Source organism: Actinacidiphila epipremni (assembly GCF_012034175.1).
GTDB classification, from domain to species: domain Bacteria; phylum Actinomycetota; class Actinomycetes; order Streptomycetales; family Streptomycetaceae; genus Actinacidiphila; species Actinacidiphila epipremni.
The window spans coordinates 84,389-101,514 of record NZ_JAATEJ010000027.1; the positions used below are offsets into that span (position 1 = coordinate 84,389).

A 17,126-nucleotide genomic window follows, 5' to 3' on the forward strand; every position below is an offset into this window, starting at 1 on the left:
CATCCCCACCCGCGAGTGGCAACCCCGGGGGGTACGCGTCCGGCGTACCCCCCGTGCGCCCCCGGGCACCTCCCGCGGCCGGCCGGCCCGGCTACTTGCCGAGGTCCAGCCCCTGCGCCGCCCCCACCAGCAGCCCGTCGGCCGCGCGGTCGACCCGTACCGTCTGCCCGTCGGTGATCTCGCCGGCCAGCAGCGCGCGGGCCAGCGGGTCGCCGATGGCGGTCTGCACCAGGCGGCGCAGCGGCCGGGCGCCGTACGCCGGGTCGTTGCCCTCCTCGGCCAGCCAGTCCAGCGCCGGGTCGGTGATGTCGAGGCCGAGCCTGCGGTCCTTGAGCCGGGCCGCGAGCCGGTCGGTCTGCAGCTTGGCGATGCGCCGCAGCTCGTCCCTGGTCAGCGCGGAGAAGACGACGATGTCGTCGAGCCGGTTGAGGAACTCCGGCTTGAAGGACGCCCGCACCGTCGCCAGCACGTTCTCCTTCTTCTGCTCCTCGCTGAGCGCCGGGTCGACCAGATACTGGCTGCCGAGGTTGGACGTCAGGATCAGGATCGCGTTCCTGAAGTCCACCGTACGGCCCTGGCCGTCGGTCAGCCGCCCGTCGTCGAGCACCTGCAGCAGCACGTCGAAGACCTCGGGGTGGGCCTTCTCGACCTCGTCCAGCAGCACGACGCTGTACGGGCGGCGGCGCACCGCCTCGGTGAGCTGGCCGCCCTCCTCGTACCCGACGTATCCGGGCGGCGCGCCGACCAGCCGGGCGACCGAGTGCTTCTCGCCGTACTCGCTCATGTCGATACGGACCATGGCCCGCTCGTCGTCGAAGAGGAAGTCCGCGAGCGCCTTGGCCAGCTCGGTCTTGCCGACACCGGTCGGGCCGAGGAAGAGGAACGAGCCGGTGGGGCGGTCGGGGTCGGCGATGCCGGAGCGGGAGCGGCGCACCGCGTCGGAGACCGCCCGCACCGCCTCGGTCTGGCCGATCAGCCGGCGGCCCAGCTCGTCCTCCATCCGCAGCAGCTTCTGCGTCTCGCCCTCCAGCAGCCGGCCGGCCGGGATGCCGGTCCAGGCCGCGACGACGTCGGCGATGTCGTCCGGGCCGACCTCCTCCTTGACCATCGTCTCCTGCGCCGCGGCCTCCTGCTCCTCGCGGGTGGCCTCCTCCAGCTCGGCCTCCAGCTTGGGCTTCTCGGCGTAGAGCAGCTTGGAGGCGGTCTCGAAGTCGCCGTCGCGCTGGGCGCGGTCGATGCGGGTGTCGATGTCGTCGAGCCGCTCCTTGAGCTCACCGACCCGGTTGAGGCCCTGCTTCTCCTTCTCCCAGCGGGCGGTCAGGCCGCGCAGCTCCTCCTCGCGGTCGGCGAGGTCCTTGCGCAGCTTGTCCAGGCGCTGGACGGACGCCGGGTCCGTCTCGTTGCGCAGCGCCATCTCCTCCATGCGCAGCCGGTCCACCGAGCGCTGCAGCTCGTCGATCTCGACGGGCGAGGAGTCGATCTCCATCCGCAGCCGGGACGCCGACTCGTCGACGAGGTCGATGGCCTTGTCCGGCAGGAAGCGGGAGGTGATGTAGCGGTCGGAGAGGGTCGCCGCGGCGACCAGGGCGGAGTCGGCGATCTGCACCTTGTGGTGCGCCTCGTAGCGGCCCTTGAGGCCGCGCAGGATCGCCACGGTGTCCTCGACGGTCGGCTCGGCGACCAGCACCTGCTGGAAGCGCCGCTCCAGCGCCGGGTCCTTCTCGATCCGCTCGCGGTACTCGTCGAGCGTCGTGGCGCCGACCATGCGCAGCTCGCCGCGGGCCAGCATGGGCTTGAGCATGTTGCCGGCGTCCATGGCGGAGTCGCCGCCGGCGCCCGCGCCGACGACGGTGTGCAGCTCGTCGATGAAGGTGATGATCTGCCCGTCGCTGTCCTTGATCTCGGCGAGCACGGCCTTCAGCCGCTCCTCGAACTCGCCGCGGTACTTCGCGCCGGCGACCATCGCGCCGAGGTCGAGCGAGACCAGGCGCTTGTTGCGCAGCGACTCGGGCACGTCACCCTTGACGATGCGCTGCGCCAGGCCCTCGACGACGGCGGTCTTGCCGACGCCGGGCTCGCCGATCAGCACCGGGTTGTTCTTGGTGCGCCGGGAGAGCACCTGCACGACGCGGCGGATCTCCTGGTCGCGCCCGATCACCGGGTCGAGCTTGCCCTCGCGGGCCGCGGCGGTGAAGTCGGTGCCGTACTTCTCCAGCGCCTTGTACGTGCCTTCCGGGTCCTGGCTGGTCACGCGCTGCCCCCCACGGGCGGTCTCGAAGGCGGTCAGCAGCTCCTTGCCGCCGGCCCCCTGACGGGTGAGCAGGTCGCCGGCCGCGCCGCCCTTGACGGCGGTCCCGATCAGCAGGTGCTCGGTGGAAAGGTACGCGTCCCCGAGCTCCTTGGCCCGCTCCGCGGCGTCCGCGATGACCGCGAGCAGCTCCCGGTTGGCCTGCGGCGGCGCCACGGTCGACCCCTGCACCTTCGGCAGCCCCTCGACCAGCCGCTCCGCCTCCGCCCGCACCTCCGCCGGGTCGGCCCCGACGGCGGTGAGCAGGTCCAGCACGTTCTCGTTGTCCGCCCCGGTCAGCAGCGCGAGCAGCAGATGCGCGGGGGTGAGGTCGGGGTTGCCCTCGGACACCGCCCGTGTGTTGGCGGCGTTGAGCGCTTCCCGGCTCTTGTTGGTCAGCTCGGCGTCCACGGGGTCGGGTCCTCCTCGGTGCGATCGCGGGTTGCCTTAAGGAACATGAACTACATTGAGTCTACTCCACTCAACTTCGCTTCGGCCAGCCGCCGTACGGGTGAACGCGTGAGCGAATCCGCCGCCGGGAGGCGGGCGGAGCCACGGAGCCTCCGGAGCCCCGGAGCCGCGGGGAGCCTCCCGGAGCCCCTGAGCCCCGGCCCCGAGCCCCGGAACGGCGACAGGGCCCGCCCCCCTCACGGGGTGGCGGGCCCTGCCCACAGCTCGGTGCTCCGGGTGGCTCCCCGGACGTCAGGCCCCGTCGCGCTTGGGGCGCCAGACCACCAGCGCGCTGGCGTGCTGGACGTCCTGGTACGGGACCAGGTCGCGGCGGTAGGAGGCATGGACCGCGGCCTCGCGCTGCTGGATGAGGGCGGCGGCGCCCTCCACCGTGGCGGTGAGCTCGGCGACCCGCGCCTGGAGGGCGGCCACCTGGTTCTCCAGCTCGATGATGCGCTTGATGCCGGCCAGGTTGATGCCGTCGTCCTGGGAGAGCCGCTGCACCTCGCGCAGCTGCTCGATGTCGCGTGCCGAATAGCGCCGCCCGCGCCCGGCCGTGCGGTCGGGCGAGACCAGCCCGAGGCGGTCGTACTGCCGCAGCGTCTGCGGGTGCAGGCCCGACAGCTCGGCCGCCACCGAGATGACGTAGACCGGCGTCTCCTCGGTCAGCTGGTACGGGTTGCGTCCGCGCGGGGCCCCGGCACCGGCTCCCGGACCCGGACCGCCGGGGCCGCCGCCGCGTGCGCCGCCGGAGCCGCGCGGGCCCGGCGCCGTACCGTCCATCCGGCCGTCGATGCTCATCCGTTCACGCTCCCTTTGCCGCCTTGAACAGCTCGGCCCGCGGGTCGAAGTCCGCGGTCGCCTCCCGGTAGGCCTCCAGCGCGTCCAGCGCCTTGCCCTCGCTCTTGTCCGGCACCGCCACCTCGACGGTCACCAGCAGGTCGCCGCGCGAGCCGTCCTTGCGGACCGCGCCCTTGCCGCGGGCCCGCAGGGTACGGCCGTTGGGCGTGCCCGGCGGGAGCTTCAGGGTGACCGGCGGGCCGCCGAGCGTGGGCACCTTGACCTCGCCGCCGAGCGCCGCCTCCGTGAAGCTGACCGGCACGGTCACCGTGAGGTTGGCGTCCTTGCGGCCGAAGACCGGGTGCTTGCCGACGTGCACGACCACGTACAGGTCGCCGGCCGGTCCGCCGCGCTCGCCCGGCGCGCCCTTGCCGCGCAGCCGGATCCGCTGCCCGTCGGTGACGCCCGGCGGGATGCGGACCTGCATCGTGCGCGAGCTCTTGGCCCGCCCGCTGCCGTGGCAGACCTCGCACGGGGTCTCGGCGATCAGGCCGCGGCCCTTGCAGTCCACGCACGGGTCGGTGAGCGAGAAGCCGCCCCCGCCGCCGCGCGAGACCTGGCCCGTACCGACGCAGGTCGGGCACACCCGGGGCGTGCCGTTCTTGTCGCCGGTGCCGGAGCACGCCTTGCAGGGCGCCTGCGAGGACATCCGCAGCGGCACCGTCGCCCCGTCGACGGCCTCGGTGAAGCTCAGCGTGACCTCGGACTCGATGTCCTGGCCGCGCCGCGGCTGCACCCTGGTGCCGCCGCCGCGGTTGAACAGCCCGCCGAAGACGTCGCCGAGACCGCCGCCGAAGCCACCGCCCTGGCCGCCGCCCTGCGTCGTGGAGCCGCTGCCGCCGAACAGGTCGCTGAGGTCGAAGTTGAAGCTGCCGGTGCCGCCCGCGCCGGGACCGGGGCGGAAGCCGCCGTTCCCGAACAGGGCGCGCCCCTCGTCGTACTCCTTGCGCCGCTTGGCGTCGGAGAGCACGTCGTTGGCCTCGGAGATCTCCTTGAAGCGCTCCTCGGCCTTCGCGTCGCCCTTGTTGGCGTCCGGGTGGAACTCGCGGGCGAGCTTCCGGTACGCCTTCTTGATCTCGGCTTCCGTGGCGTCCTTGGGGACGCCGAGGACCTTGTACAGGTCCTTTTCGAGCAGGTCCCTACTGATGCTCATCCCCGGCGTCCCTCCTTCCGGTCCTCTTTACACCGTCAGCCCTGGTCAGGGCCACCGTTCTCCTCGTCGTCCGGCTGCTCCGCCTTGGTGTCCGCGTCGTCCGCCGACTCGTCGGCCGCCTTGCCCGCGGCGCCGGCCGATCCCGTCGACCCGGGCTGCGGCTCGGCGACCGCGACCCTGGCGGGCCGCAGATTGCGCTCACCCAGGCGGTACCCGGGCTGCAGGATCTGCACGCATGTGGTCTGCGTGACATCCGGCGAATAACTGTGCATCAGGGCCTCGTGCACCAGCGGGTCAAAGGGCTCGCCCTCCTTGCCGAACTGCTGCAGCCCCAGCTTCGCCGCGACCGTCTCCAGCGACTCCGCCACCGACTTGAAGCCGCCGACCAGCTCGCCGTGCTCCCGGGCCCGGCCGATGTCGTCCAGCACGGGCAGCAGCTCGGTGAGCAGGTTGGCCACCGCGATCTCCCGGACGGCGATCCGGTCGCGCTCCACCCTGCGGCGGTAGTTCTGGTACTCGGCCTGGAGGCGCTGCAGGTCCGCGGTGCGCTCGTTGAGCGCGGTCCGCACCTGGTCCAGCTGCGCCCGCAGGGCGGTCAGCTCCTGGGCGTCCCCGCCGCCGGCCCCCGGGGCCGCCTCCTCGGCGGCCCCGGAGTCCTTGCCGTGCTCCGGCTTGGTGTCACCGGCCTCGGAAGGGACGTCGGGCTCCTCCTGGAAGCCCTTCGGCTCCTCCGTCACGCGGCACCGTCCCTCTTGTCCTCGTCGACGATCTCGGCGTCCACGACGTCGTCGTCAGCGGCGGCCTGCTCGCCGCCGCCGGCCGCACCGGCACCGGCACCGGCCTGGGCCGCGCCCTCGCCCGGCGCGTTGGCGTACAGCGCCTGGCCGAGCTTCTGGCTGACGGCCGCGACCTTCTCGGTGGCCTCGCGGATCGACGCGGTGTTCTCGCTGTCGGTCGACTCGTTCTTCAGCTTCTCCTTGAGGTCCGCGATGGCGGCCTCGACCTCGGACTTGACGTCCTCGGGGAGCTTGTCCTTGTTGTCGGCGATGAACTTCTCGGTCTGGTACGCCAGCTGCTCGCCCTGGTTGCGGGTCTCGGCGGCCTCGCGGCGCTTGTGGTCCTCCTCCGCGTACTGCTCCGCCTCGGAGCGCATGCGGTCGACCTCGTCCTTGGGCAGCGAGGAGCCGCCGGTGACGGTCATCCGCTGCTCCTTGCCGGTGCCGAGGTCCTTGGCGCCGACGTGCATGATGCCGTTCGCGTCGATGTCGAAGGTGACCTCGATCTGGGGCATCCCGCGCGGGGCCGGCGGCAGGCCGGTCAGCTCGAACATCCCGAGCTTCTTGTTGTACGCGGCGATCTCGCGCTCGCCCTGGTAGACCTGGATCTGCACCGACGGCTGGTTGTCCTCGGCCGTGGTGAAGATCTCCGAGCGCTTGGTCGGGATCGTGGTGTTGCGCTCGATCAGCTTGGTCATGATGCCGCCCTTGGTCTCGATGCCGAGGGACAGCGGGGTGACGTCGAGCAGCAGGACGTCCTTGACCTCGCCCTTGAGCACACCGGCCTGCAGGGACGCGCCGATGGCGACGACCTCGTCCGGGTTCACGCCCTTGTTGGCTTCCTTGCCGCCGGTCAGCTCGCGCACGAGCTCGGCGACGGCCGGCATACGGGTCGAGCCGCCGACCAGGACCACGTGGTCGATCTCGGACAGCTGGATGCCGGCGTCCTTGATGACGTTGTGGAACGGCGTCTTGCAGCGCTCCAGCAGGTCCGCGGTCAGCTGCTGGAACTGCGCCCGGGTGAGCTTCTCGTCCAGGTGCAGCGGGCCCTCGGCCGACGCGGTGATGTACGGCAGGTTGATCGTCGTCTCGGTGGACGACGACAGCTCGATCTTGGCCTTCTCCGCCGCCTCACGCAGCCGCTGGAGGGCCATCTTGTCGCGGGAGAGGTCCACACCGTGGCCGGACTGGAACTGCTTGACCAGGAAGTCCACCACCCGCTGGTCCCAGTCGTCACCACCGAGGTGGTTGTCGCCGTTGGTGGCCTTGACCTCGACGACGCCGTCACCGATCTCCAGCAGCGACACGTCGAAGGTGCCACCGCCGAGGTCGAAGACCAGGATCGTCTGGTCGTCCTTGTCCAGGCCGTACGCGAGCGCCGCGGCGGTCGGCTCGTTGACGATGCGCAGCACGTTCAGACCGGCGATCTCGCCGGCCTCCTTCGTGGCCTGCCGCTCGGAGTCGTTGAAGTACGCCGGGACGGTGATCACCGCGTCGGTGACCTTCTCGCCCAGGTACGACTCCGCGTCCCGCTTGAGCTTCTGCAGGATGAACGCGGAGATCTGCTGCGGGTTGAAGTCCTTGCCGTCGAGGTTGATCTTCCAGTCGGTGCCCATGTGGCGCTTGACCGACCGGATGGTCCTGTCGACGTTGGTGACGGCCTGGCGCTTGGCCACCTCTCCGACCAGCACCTCGCCGTTCTTGGCGAAGGCGACGACGGACGGCGTGGTCCTGGCGCCCTCTGCGTTGGTGATGACGGTGGGCTCGCCGCCTTCCAGAACGCTGACGACGGAGTTAGTCGTGCCCAGGTCGATGCCGACCGCACGTGCCATGGTGAAATCCTCCTGCTGACTTGAGTGGAACTGACTCAAGAGTGCATGAGAGGTCGGACTCTGTCAACAGAGGTGAGCCGAGGCGACTCAACTTAGCCGCGCGCATCCGACGCACCCAGAGTGCCACGCCGGTCACCGCGCGCCATGTGCGACGTACGGCGGCGTACGGCTCTGCCATATGCCACGCCGAGCCCCGCCATATGCGACGCGCGACACAGATCACCAGTGGTGCGGCTTTATGGCCTCGGCCTTCCCGGGTAACCTCAGCCAGGAACGGATTAAGTTACCGCTTAGTAGACCTCGTACTCGTCCACCGTGCGCAGGCCCGAGGAGCCCCCATGCAACTCGCCGCGATCATCGTGTCGCTGGTCCTCACCGCGGTCGGCGTCGCGCTCTTCAGCCTCGCCGTCGCGCAGATCTACCGGTTCATCCGGATGGGCCAGTCCGTGCCGGCCGGCAGCCGTACGAACGACCCCCGGGCCCGTACGACGACGATGCTGCGCGAGTTCGTCGGCCACACCCGCATGAACAAGTGGGGCGTCATCGGCGTGGCCCATTGGTTCGTGGCCGTCGGCTTCCTGACCCTGGCGCTGACCATCGTCAACGCCTACGGCCAGCTGTTCAAGGCCGACTGGATCCTGCCGTGGATCGGTACATGGCTGCCGTACGAGGTCTACGTCGAGTTCATCGCGACCTTCACCACGCTCGGCATCCTCGCCCTGATCGTCATCCGGCTGCTGAGCCTGCCCTCGCGCGCCGGCCGCAAGTCCCGCTTCGCCGGCTCCACCTCGTGGCAGGCGTACTTCGTCGAGTACGTCATCCTCGTCATCGGGCTGGCCATCATGACGCTGCGCGGCCTGGAGGGCGCCCTGCACGGCGTCGGCCACTACGAGGCCGCGTACTGGGCCTCGTACCCGCTCGTGGCGGGCTTCCGGGGGCTGAGCACCGAGACGCTGCAGAACCTCGTCTACGCCACCGCCATGGTCAAGCTGGGCGTCACGATGACATGGGCGATCGTCGTCGGCACCAACATCGACATGTCCATCGCCTGGCACCGCTTCCTGGCCTTCTTCAACATCTGGTTCAAGCGCAACGCCCATGGCGAGGTCTCGCTCGGCGCGCTCCAGCCCATGACCAGCGCCGGCAAGCCCATCGACTTCGAGGACCCGGGCGAGGACGACGTCTTCGGCGTCTCCCAGGTCGAGCAGTTCTCGTGGAAGGGCATCCTCGACTTCTCCACCTGCACCGAGTGCGGGCGCTGCCAGTCGCAGTGCCCCGCGTGGAACACCGGCAAGCCGCTGTCGCCCAAGCTGCTCGTCATGTCGCTGCGCGACCACGCGCACGCCAAGGCGCCGTACCTGCTCGCGGGCGGCGGCAAGTCCATGGAGGGCGAGGAGCGCGCGACGGCCGAGCAGCTGGCGGGCGTGCCGGCCGCGGCCCTGGCCGAGGCAGAGCGACCGCTGATCGGCACGGCGGAGGAGAACGGCGTCATCGACCCGGACGTGCTGTGGTCCTGCACCACGTGCGGCGCCTGCGTCGAGCAGTGCCCGGTCGACATCGAGCACATCGACCACATCATCGACATGCGCCGCTACCAGGTGATGATCGAGTCGTCCTTCCCGTCCGAGGCGGGCACGATGCTCAAGAACCTGGAGAAGAAGGGCAACCCGTGGGGCCTGCCCAAGAAGCAGCGCCTGGCGTGGGTCAAGGAGGTCGACTTCGAGGTGCCGGTCGTCGGCGAGGACGTCGAGGACCTGACCTCGGTCGAGTACCTGTACTGGGTCGGCTGCGCCGGCTCCCTGGAGGACCGCGCAAAGAAGACCACCAAGGCCTTCGCGGAACTGCTGCACATTGCGGGCGTCAACTTCGCCATTCTCGGCGGCGAGGAGAACTGCACGGGCGACTCGCCGCGCCGGCTCGGCAACGAGTTCCTCTTCCAGCAGCTCGGCGCGGAGAACGTCGCCATGCTGAACATGGCCTTCGGCGAGGAACTGGACGACGACGGCAAGGTCGTCCCGGCCAGCCGCAAGCCGCGCTCGGCGAAGAAGATCGTGGCGACCTGCCCGCACTGCTTCAACACCATCGCCAACGAATACCCGCAGCTCGGCGGCGAGTACGAGGTCATCCACCACACGCAGCTGCTGCAGACCCTGGTCGACGAGGGCCGCCTGGTGCCCGTCACCCCGGTCGAGGGCCTGATCACGTACCACGACCCGTGCTACCTGGGCCGGCACAACAAGGTCTACACGCCGCCGCGCGAGATCATCGCCAAGGTGCCGGGCCTGCGCAGCGAGGAGATGCACCGCCACAAGGACCGCGGCTTCTGCTGCGGCGCGGGCGGCGCGCGCATGTGGATGGAGGAGCGGATCGGCAAGCGCATCAACAACGAGCGCGTGGACGAGGCGCTGTCCCTGAACCCGGACATCGTGTCCACGGCGTGCCCGTTCTGCCTGGTCATGCTGACCGACTCCGTCAACGGGAAGAAGAACGACGGCAAGGCGAAGGAGTCGCTGCAGGTGGTGGACGTGGCGCAGTTGCTGCTGGACTCGGTGCGGACGCCGGCTGCCGCGGCGGCGGTCGGGGCGGGGGCGGATTCGGCGGCGGGCTGAGGCGGGGGCGTGCCCGCAGGGGCCGCAGGAGGGCCTGGGGGCGGCTTGTGGGGCCGCCGGGCTCGGGGGCGGCGGTTCCGGGCGGCCGGCGCCCGTACGGCGGCCTCAGCGGCTTCCCCGGCCCGCGTCACGGACTCGTGTCACAGGTTGGCAGCAAAGGCCGGGCCCGGACGGCGTCCCGGACCCGGGCCCGGGCGGTAGCGGGTACGTTCGAAGCGTGGCTGGTTACGAGAACCGACGAGGGCAGGACCCGAACGCGCCCGGCGGCTATCCGCCTCACCAGGCCCCCGGGCACCCCGGGTCCTATGCAGCGCCGGGACAATACGCCGCGCCCGGCCCGTACCCCGCCCCCGGCGAGCCCGAGTATTTCGGCCGGCCCCCCGCGTACGACGACGCCCCCGGCCAGACCCGCGCCTTCACCATGGGCGAGCCTGCGCAATTGGCAGAGCCGTACGCATATGGCGGCGACAACGTGGCCACGTACCGCGCCGGCCAGCCCAGCGCCCCGCCGGCCGGCCCCCGGCTGCACTGGAAAGACCTGCTCAGCGGCATCGTGCTGCGCCCCGGCCGCACCTTCTGGCAGATGCGCGACCACACGATGTGGGCCCCCGCCCTGATCGTCACCTTCGTCTACGGCCTGCTCGCCGTCTTCGGCTTCGACGCCGCGCGCAGCGACATCCTGGACGCCACCTTGTCGGCGAGCATCCCCTGGGTGGTCACCACGGCCATCGCCGTGACGCTGTGCGGCCTGACCCTCGGCGCAGTCACCAACACCCTGGCCCGCCAGCTCGGCGGCGACGGCGCGTGGGCCCCGACCGTGGGCCTGGCCCTGCTGATCACGTCCCTGACGGACGCGCCGCGCCTGCTGTTCGCCCTCTTCCTCGGCGGCGGCAACGGATTTGTCCAACTCCTGGGCTGGCTCACCTGGCTGGCCTGCGCGGCACTGATGACGTCCATGGTGGCGAAGTCCCACGACCTGCCGTGGCTCAAGGCGCTGGGCGCGTCCTCGATCCAACTGCTGGCGCTGCTGATGCTGTTCAAGCTCCCGCTGATCTGAGCGGGCCCCGCCGGGGGCTGCCGGGATCAGACCTGCGTGCGGTGGAAGTTGAGGTACGAGCGCGAGGCGGTCGGCCCGCGCTGCCCCTGGTAACGGGAGCCGTACTGCCGCGATCCGTAGGGGAACTCCGCCGGGGAGGTCAGCCGGAACAGGCACAGCTGCCCGATCTTCATCCCCGGCCAGAGCTTGATCGGCAGCGTCGCGACGTTCGACAGCTCCAGCGTCACATGCCCGGAGAAGCCCGGGTCGATGAACCCGGCCGTCGAGTGCGTGAGCAGCCCCAGCCGCCCCAGGCTCGACTTCCCCTCCAGCCGCGACGCCACGTCGTCCGGCAACGTGATGACCTCGTACGTCGAGGCCAGCACGAACTCCCCCGGATGCAGAATGAAGGCGTCGTCCCCCTCGGGCTCCACCAGCCGCGTCAGATCCGGCTGTTCGACAGCCGGGTCGATGTGCGGATACCGGTGGTTCTCGAACACCCGGAAGAACCGGTCCAGCCTGACGTCGATACTCGACGGCTGCACCATCGACGGCTCGAACGGATCCACCCGGACGCGCCCGTTGTCGATTTCGGTCCGGATGTCCTTGTCTGAGAGAAGCACACCCCGACCCTAACGCCTTGCCCTCACTTCTCCCCGCGCGCACCCTCCCCGACCGGCACCGCATGCCGCAACCGCGCACACCTGGGACACCTCACCAACCGCCCCGGCCCCAACCGCTCAGCCCCCAACTGCTGCAACGGAAACGACCCGGTGGTGAACACATGCCCCTCCGCACAACGAACAGTGCGCTCCATGAAGCCCCTTCCCCGACTCCGCGTGGCCGACAAACCCCCACATTAGGGGATCCCCCACGCCCCCACCCCCAGCCACACCGCCCCCGCACCCGAGAACCTACCCCTCCCCCCACCTTCCCCCGCCCCACCCCCACATGCGGTAGAGTGTCCCCGAAGCACCCTCCCCAGGGCGCTTTCCAAGCGGATGTAGTTTAATGGTAGAACATGAGCTTCCCAAGCTCAGAGCGCGGGTTCGATTCCCGTCATCCGCTCCATTAATAAGCCCCAGGTCATGGACTTGGGGCTTAATTGTTGTCTAGTCCAATTCCCCGGACACGCACCACTTGCGCACCAGATCCGACGGTCAATAAGGACCACCGGGCAGGGGCAGAGAAACAGACAGGCACCGACCCCCTATCCGTCTCGAATTCCGAGACGGATTTCAAGTGACCTGCACCACACAGGGAAGTGGGCGCCCGCTACGGACGGTTGAGCCCTCTCCTCCACACATCCCACCGCCGCAGCAGCAACGCCGCTGCTCACAGGGGGACTTCATCCACGCGGAGGAGGGCCAGGCCGCCACGGAGCGTGGCGGCGGGCACGGTTCGGGGGCCGACCCCGAGTGCGGGTCGGCCCCCGAACCGGCGGTCAGGCACCCGTCAGACCCGCCGCACCGCTTCCGCACCAGATGGGCCGTCGCCCGCGCTGTCGCGGCGCTCGGCGCGGACGCGTTCGTCCAGGCCGGCCGCGACCTCCCTCTGCCGCTCCAGCGTCGAATGCTGGTAGATCAGGGCAGCCCGCTCCGAGGACTGGCCGGCGCGGACCATGGCGTCCTTGAGGGTGCCGCCCGACTGGGTGACGAGAGTGTTTCCGGTATGGCGAAGGTCGTAGAAGCGGAAATTGCCGGGCAGGCCGGCTTCTGCGCGGGCTTTGCGCCATTTACGGCCGAAGGTGGATCGACGGAACGGCGCCCCGCGCTCCCCGACGAAAAGCAGGCCGTCCGGTTCCTTGGCGGCGAACCAGTCGAGGTGCCGTCGCACGTCGACCGTAAGGAATGCGGGGAGGACGACCGTACGCTTTCCTGCCCGTGATTTCGGGTCGCCGGTGGCCCGCCGTCCCGTCGTGAGTTCGGGTGATGCCCGGCTGATTCGGAGCAGGACGGGCTCATGGACTACACCCCGCCGCCGCTTCAGCTCTTCCGGCTCCTCGGCCAGGACAACATCGGTACGCCGCAGTTCGGCCTGCTCCTCGGGGCGGAGGCTGCCGTAGGCAGCGAGGTAGACCATCAGGCGCCAGCGCGGACCCATGGCCTCGGCCACCGCATCGACCTGCTCGACGGTGGCGACCGGCCGTTCCTCGGCCTCCTCTTTACCGGCTCCCTTGATCCGGCAGGGGTTGCGGCGGATGAGTTCGTCGTCGGTCGCCGTCTCCAGAATCGCTTTGAGCAGGCGGTAGCTCTTCGCGACAGTCGTGGCGCCCGTGGCCTCCAGCCGTTCGGCTCGCCAGGCCCGCACACGGCTGGGCGTGATCTCGTCGAGGTCCATGTTCTGGAAGGTCGGCAGGAGGTGCAGCCGCAGGAGGCGGCGGTACAGCTCGTCACTGGTCGGTGCGAGGCCGCGCTCTCCGACCCAGCGCAGCGCGTACTCCTCGAAGTTGACCGCCCCGGTGTCCGGGTCGGTCCAGTCTCCACGCGTGAGGTCAGCCTCGATCTGGGAGAGCCATACCTCGGCGTCGGTCTTGGTCGGGAACGTCTCCGGCGCGTTGCGGCGCAGGCCGGTCGGATCGATGTAGCTGGCGGTCCAGCGCCCGGAGCGGTACTGGCGGATCGACCCGAAGCGGCGCTTGGTGCCCTTCGCGTTTCCCATCAGGCCGCCCTCCCGTAGTGGGCTCGGGTCCGCCGGCGAGTGACGGGCTGGACGGTGTTGGCGAGGACGTAGGCGTCGAGTGTCGCTTCGGCGAGACGGACGTGGCGGCCGACCTTGACGAAGGCGATCCGCCGCTCGGATATGAGGCGGCGGACGAAGCGCTCGCCGGTTCCGAGGCGTTCGGCGGCCTCGGCGACGTTCAGAAGGCGTTCAGGCACGGGCGATCCCCTCCTTCGCGGAGCGCGGGGAAGGGAGGTGGTGCGGGTACGGGGCGCGGGGGCGCACGGCAGGGCTCCTTCTCCGGCGGGCGAGGGGTGGCAGCCCCGGTGATGCCGGCCGGTGGTTCAGGGATGGGCGGGTGCGGTAGGGGGTGTTCGGAGGGACGTCATGTTGTACCTCGCGAAACGCGGTTTGGGAAATGGCATTTTCGGGTGTACAACGCGGCTGCGTAAATTCGGGAGCAGGACGCGGGCCGGACGATAGCACCGAATCCCGGACGCGCCCTGAATCAGCCCAGAACGGACAACGCGGACTTCATGCGGGGCGTTGACCTGCACCGCAGCTGCGGTTTGGCCGATCCGTGATCCATGGCTACGGTGCGACCCGTACACCGCAAGGCTTTTCCCGCTGACTTCTCTCGAAAAGCAGAGCTATGTATGGACTGTTCGACCGGGGTGTGGTTTAACTGTCGGTCCCACCGTCCATAACGAGAAAGGCCCCCGGCGCTGAGAACGCCGGAGGCCGAAGCAGAAACCCCGCCCGCCCATCCCTGAACGGTCCGCCAGCACGCCGGGGCTGCCACCCCGCATGGCCCACTGACTAGGAGCTCTGTGCCCCACCTTACGACCCCGCGCCACCACCGCGCACTCCCCTTCGGCCGCCCGGCCCCGAAGGCGGGGTGCTGAGGCATGGCCCGGATACGCACGATCAAGCCCGAGGCGTTCGCCTCGGAGTCCCTGGCCGCGGTGTCCCTGTCGGCCGAGCGGACCTTCTTCGGCCTGCTCACCCAGGCCGACGACCACGGCCGCTTCCGCGACCAGCCCGCCGTCATCGCCGGACTGCTGTGGTCGCTGCGCCCCGACCACGGCCCGATCGGCGTCGAGGAAGACCTCACCCAGCTCGCCACCGCCGACCTCGTCTGCCGCTACGAAGGCAACGACGGCAAGCGCTACCTCCACGTCGTCACCTGGCACCGCCACCAGAAGATCAACCGCCCCAGCGGCGTCCGCGCCCCCGCCTGCCCCCACCACGACGACACCACCGGTGTCCGCGAGCCCTCACCGCGCACGCAGGGAACCCTCTATGAGGGTGCGGTGAGCCCTCACGGAGGCCACACCGAGGACTCGCGAAAGACCATCGAGCCCTCACCGAACCACGAAATCCCAGGTCAGGACACATTCAGTGAGGCTTCACCGAGGACTCACGGAGGCCTCACCGAACCCTCGGCGAGCCCTCGTCATCCGGATCTAGGACCTAGGATCGTGGATCTAGGATCAGTCCCTTCGGGGCGCGCGAGCGCCCCCGCGCCCAGCCTCTCCGTCTCGGCGAAGCAGCTCCTCGACGAATACGTCGCCGCCTGCGCGCACCGCCCGCCGGGGCAGTTCCTCGGACGCCTGGGCCGGACGGTCAACCAGCTCCTCGGCGAAGGCATCTCCCCGGACTACCTCCGCCCTGCCCTGGAGCGGCTCCGGGTCAAGGGTTTGAGCCCGAGCGTGCTGCCGAGCCTGGTCAACGAGGCCATGAACGCTGCACCTGCACCGGGCAACCCGCGCCCGCAGGACCGCGCGTGGACCAACCCAGCCGACGTCGAGGCCGCCTACGGCGGTGATCTGTGACCACCACCGCCACCCGCGAACCGAGCACCGCCGCAGGCGCGGTGACCCGCCTCGCCGCGATCCTCACCGCCCGCGGCATCGACCCAGACACCGTGCCCGCACCACCGGTCCCGGCACCGGTGACCGCGCTGGAGCTGGCCGACGCCCGCATCCCGCCCCGCTACCGGGACGCGGTGGCCGACCACCCACGCGTCACCGCCTGGGTCGCCGAGACCACCGCCGCGAGCAGGCCCGGCCCCGGCGGCACCCGCGGGATCGCCACCGGCCCGTCGCTGCTGATCGCCGGCCCCACCGGCACCGGCAAGACCCACCAGGCCTACGGCGCCATCCGTGGCCTGCTCGCCGCCGGTGTCCGGCTGCGCTGGGAGGCGACGACCGCCGCCGACTTCTACGCCGCCCAGCGCCCCCAACAGGGCAGCGACGCCGAGCAGCAGCTCTGGCGCCTGGCTCGCAGCCCGCTCCTGCTGCTGGACGACCTCGGAGCGGCCAAGCAGTCCCCGTGGACGGAAGAGCTGACCTACCGCCTGGTCAACCACCGCTACAACCACCTGCTGCCGACCCTGGTCACCACCAACCTGCCCGTCGCCGAGCTGCGCGACGCCGTCGGCGACCGCGTCGCCTCCCGCCTCGCCGAGATGACCGACCGCGTCATCCTCACCGGCCACGACCGCAGAAGGCACCCCGCCGGATAACCGGCCCGGGCCGCCCCGCCCGCCTTGACGCCACTCTCCCGCCTTGCTTCTCCGCTGACGCCTGCCCGCGCGCGGTGGCAGAACCCACACCGGAGTTCCCGCATGCCCCTGAACACCCCCGCCACAGCCCACCAGGCAACCGCCTGGGACCGCGCAGCCGTCGCGCTCCTCGGCGCCGCCGGCTGCACCCTGTCCTACGACGCGCTCCAGCAGATCGCCATCACCATCCACGTCCGCCCCGCCCTGACCTACCTCTTCCCCCTGGTCATCGACGGCTTCATCGCCTACGGAGTGCGCGCCCTCCTCGTCCTGCGCGACGCACCCTTCCGCGCCCGCCTCTACATCTGGACCCTCTTCGCCACCGCCACCACAGCCAGCGTCTGGGCCAACGCCCTCCACGCAGTCCGCCTCAACCAGCAGACCCACACAACCGGCCTGCACCTCGGCGACACCACCGTCGGCATCCTGTCCACCATCGCCCCGCTCGCCCTCGCCGGAGCCGTCCACCTCCACATCCTCATCACCCGCCACGACGCGCCTATCACCCACGTCCCCGCGCCCCTCCCACCCGAGGCGCCGCAACTGGCCGAGCCGACGCCCGACGACGACGAAGCGATCACGCATGACCTGACGCCCGAGGCGAACCAGTCCCCCGACGAGTCAGTCCGCCGGATCGGCCGCCCGCCCAGCGCCGAACTCGACGAACTCCTGGCCCTGGTCCGCCCCGTATTCACAGCGCACGAAAACCCCACCCGGAACGTGATCCGGGACCACATCCGCGCCGCCGGCCACACCATCAGCGAGGACCGCCTCACCCAGATCATGGCGACCCTGCGCCGCGACCAGCACGGCCACTGACCGGAAGTCTCACCAGGTCGCGGGCGGACCAGTCACCCTGGTCCGCCCATCCGGTCATCCGGGCAGCCAGCAGGACCCTTCCCCGCGAATCAAGGCC

At 70.5% G+C, this 17,126-nt stretch carries 13 protein-coding genes and 1 tRNA gene; 6 read left to right on the forward strand and 8 right to left on the reverse strand.

Features of this window, described 5'->3' with window-relative positions; translation table 11 throughout:
• Positions 1-91 precede the first annotated feature (91 nt).
• The 5 genes from clpB to dnaK all read right to left on the reverse strand — a co-directional run bounded on the left by clpB (position 92) and on the right by dnaK (position 7,338).
• Positions 92-2,698, reverse strand: a complete 2,607-nt coding sequence (gene clpB / locus HCN08_RS27770; protein ID WP_167986016.1) for an ATP-dependent chaperone ClpB — start codon at positions 2,696-2,698, stop codon at positions 92-94.
• 291 nt (positions 2,699-2,989) lie between these two features.
• Positions 2,990-3,520, reverse strand: a complete 531-nt coding sequence (locus HCN08_RS27775) for a heat shock protein transcriptional repressor HspR (protein ID WP_407648902.1) — start codon at positions 3,518-3,520, stop codon at positions 2,990-2,992.
• A 22-nt stretch (positions 3,521-3,542) separates the two neighbouring features.
• Positions 3,543-4,730: a molecular chaperone DnaJ gene (gene dnaJ, locus HCN08_RS27780; RefSeq protein WP_167986017.1), complete on the reverse strand. Its 1,188-nt coding sequence runs from the start codon at positions 4,728-4,730 to the stop codon at positions 3,543-3,545.
• Between the two features lie 35 nt (positions 4,731-4,765).
• Positions 4,766-5,467: a nucleotide exchange factor GrpE gene (gene grpE, locus HCN08_RS27785; RefSeq protein ID WP_167986018.1), complete on the reverse strand. Its 702-nt coding sequence runs from the start codon at positions 5,465-5,467 to the stop codon at positions 4,766-4,768.
• Positions 5,464-7,338: a molecular chaperone DnaK gene (dnaK, locus tag HCN08_RS27790; protein ID WP_167986019.1), complete on the reverse strand. Its 1,875-nt coding sequence runs from the start codon at positions 7,336-7,338 to the stop codon at positions 5,464-5,466. Before dnaK ends, grpE begins: the two co-directional genes overlap by 4 nt.
• A gap of 338 nt (positions 7,339-7,676) precedes the next feature.
• On the opposite strand from dnaK, the gene HCN08_RS27795 reads away from it, so the two are divergent.
• Together HCN08_RS27795 and HCN08_RS35775 are read left to right on the forward strand one after the other, a co-directional pair.
• On the forward strand, positions 7,677-9,947 hold the full coding sequence (locus HCN08_RS27795) for a (Fe-S)-binding protein (protein ID WP_167986020.1): 2,271 nt from the start codon (positions 7,677-7,679) through the stop codon (positions 9,945-9,947).
• Positions 9,948-10,164: 217 nt separating this feature from the next.
• Positions 10,165-11,004 carry a Yip1 family protein gene (locus HCN08_RS35775; protein WP_322974721.1) on the forward strand — a complete coding sequence of 280 codons (840 nt, stop codon included), beginning with the start codon at positions 10,165-10,167 and terminating at the stop codon, positions 11,002-11,004.
• A 26-nt stretch (positions 11,005-11,030) separates the two neighbouring features.
• Here the strand turns inward: HCN08_RS35775 and dcd are convergent, their stop codons facing one another.
• Positions 11,031-11,606 (reverse strand): dCTP deaminase, encoded by a 576-nt coding sequence (gene dcd, locus HCN08_RS27805; RefSeq protein WP_167986022.1) that lies wholly within the window; start codon positions 11,604-11,606, stop codon positions 11,031-11,033.
• 374 nt (positions 11,607-11,980) lie between these two features.
• Between dcd and HCN08_RS27810 the strand changes: the two genes are divergently transcribed.
• A tRNA-Gly gene (locus tag HCN08_RS27810) sits at positions 11,981-12,054 on the forward strand.
• A gap of 384 nt (positions 12,055-12,438) precedes the next feature.
• Here HCN08_RS27810 and HCN08_RS27815 read toward each other — a convergent pair.
• Together HCN08_RS27815 and HCN08_RS27820 are read right to left on the reverse strand one after the other, a co-directional pair.
• On the reverse strand, positions 12,439-13,644 hold the full coding sequence (locus HCN08_RS27815; RefSeq protein ID WP_167986023.1) for a tyrosine-type recombinase/integrase: 1,206 nt from the start codon (positions 13,642-13,644) through the stop codon (positions 12,439-12,441).
• Positions 13,644-13,862 carry an excisionase family DNA-binding protein gene (locus HCN08_RS27820; protein ID WP_167986024.1) on the reverse strand — a complete coding sequence of 73 codons (219 nt, stop codon included), beginning with the start codon at positions 13,860-13,862 and terminating at the stop codon, positions 13,644-13,646. The genes HCN08_RS27815 and HCN08_RS27820 overlap by 1 nt, the downstream gene beginning before the upstream one ends.
• A 690-nt stretch (positions 13,863-14,552) precedes the next feature.
• On the opposite strand from HCN08_RS27820, the gene HCN08_RS27825 reads away from it, so the two are divergent.
• The 3 genes from HCN08_RS27825 (at position 14,553) to HCN08_RS27835 (ending at position 17,029) form a co-directional block, all read left to right on the forward strand.
• Positions 14,553-15,479, forward strand: coding sequence for a hypothetical protein (locus HCN08_RS27825; protein WP_167986025.1), 927 nt, complete (start codon positions 14,553-14,555; stop codon positions 15,477-15,479).
• Positions 15,476-16,171, forward strand: coding sequence for an ATP-binding protein (locus tag HCN08_RS27830; protein ID WP_167986026.1), 696 nt, complete (start codon positions 15,476-15,478; stop codon positions 16,169-16,171). The genes HCN08_RS27825 and HCN08_RS27830 overlap by 4 nt, the downstream gene beginning before the upstream one ends.
• Positions 16,172-16,273: 102 nt before the next feature.
• A complete protein-coding gene (locus HCN08_RS27835; RefSeq protein WP_167986027.1) occupies positions 16,274-17,029 on the forward strand; it encodes a DUF2637 domain-containing protein in 756 nt (251 codons plus the stop codon).
• Positions 17,030-17,126 lie beyond the last annotated feature (97 nt).

Bases quoted from the DNA above. Each gene is read 5' to 3' on its own strand.
- HCN08_RS27775 (WP_407648902.1), bottom strand. From the start codon at position 3,520: ATGGACGGTACGGCGCCGGGCCCGCGCGGCTCCGGCGGCGCACGCGGC.
- dnaJ (WP_167986017.1), bottom strand. From the start codon at position 4,730: ATGAGCATCAGTAGGGACCTGCTCGAAAAGGACCTGTACAAGGTCCTC.
- dnaK (WP_167986019.1), bottom strand. From the start codon at position 7,338: ATGGCACGTGCGGTCGGCATCGACCTGGGCACGACTAACTCCGTCGTC.
- HCN08_RS27795 (WP_167986020.1), top strand. From the start codon at position 7,677: ATGCAACTCGCCGCGATCATCGTGTCGCTGGTCCTCACCGCGGTCGGC.
- HCN08_RS27815 (WP_167986023.1), bottom strand. From the start codon at position 13,644: ATGGGAAACGCGAAGGGCACCAAGCGCCGCTTCGGGTCGATCCGCCAG.
- HCN08_RS27825 (WP_167986025.1), top strand. From the start codon at position 14,553: ATGGCCCGGATACGCACGATCAAGCCCGAGGCGTTCGCCTCGGAGTCC.
- HCN08_RS27835 (WP_167986027.1), top strand. From the start codon at position 16,274: ATGCCCCTGAACACCCCCGCCACAGCCCACCAGGCAACCGCCTGGGAC.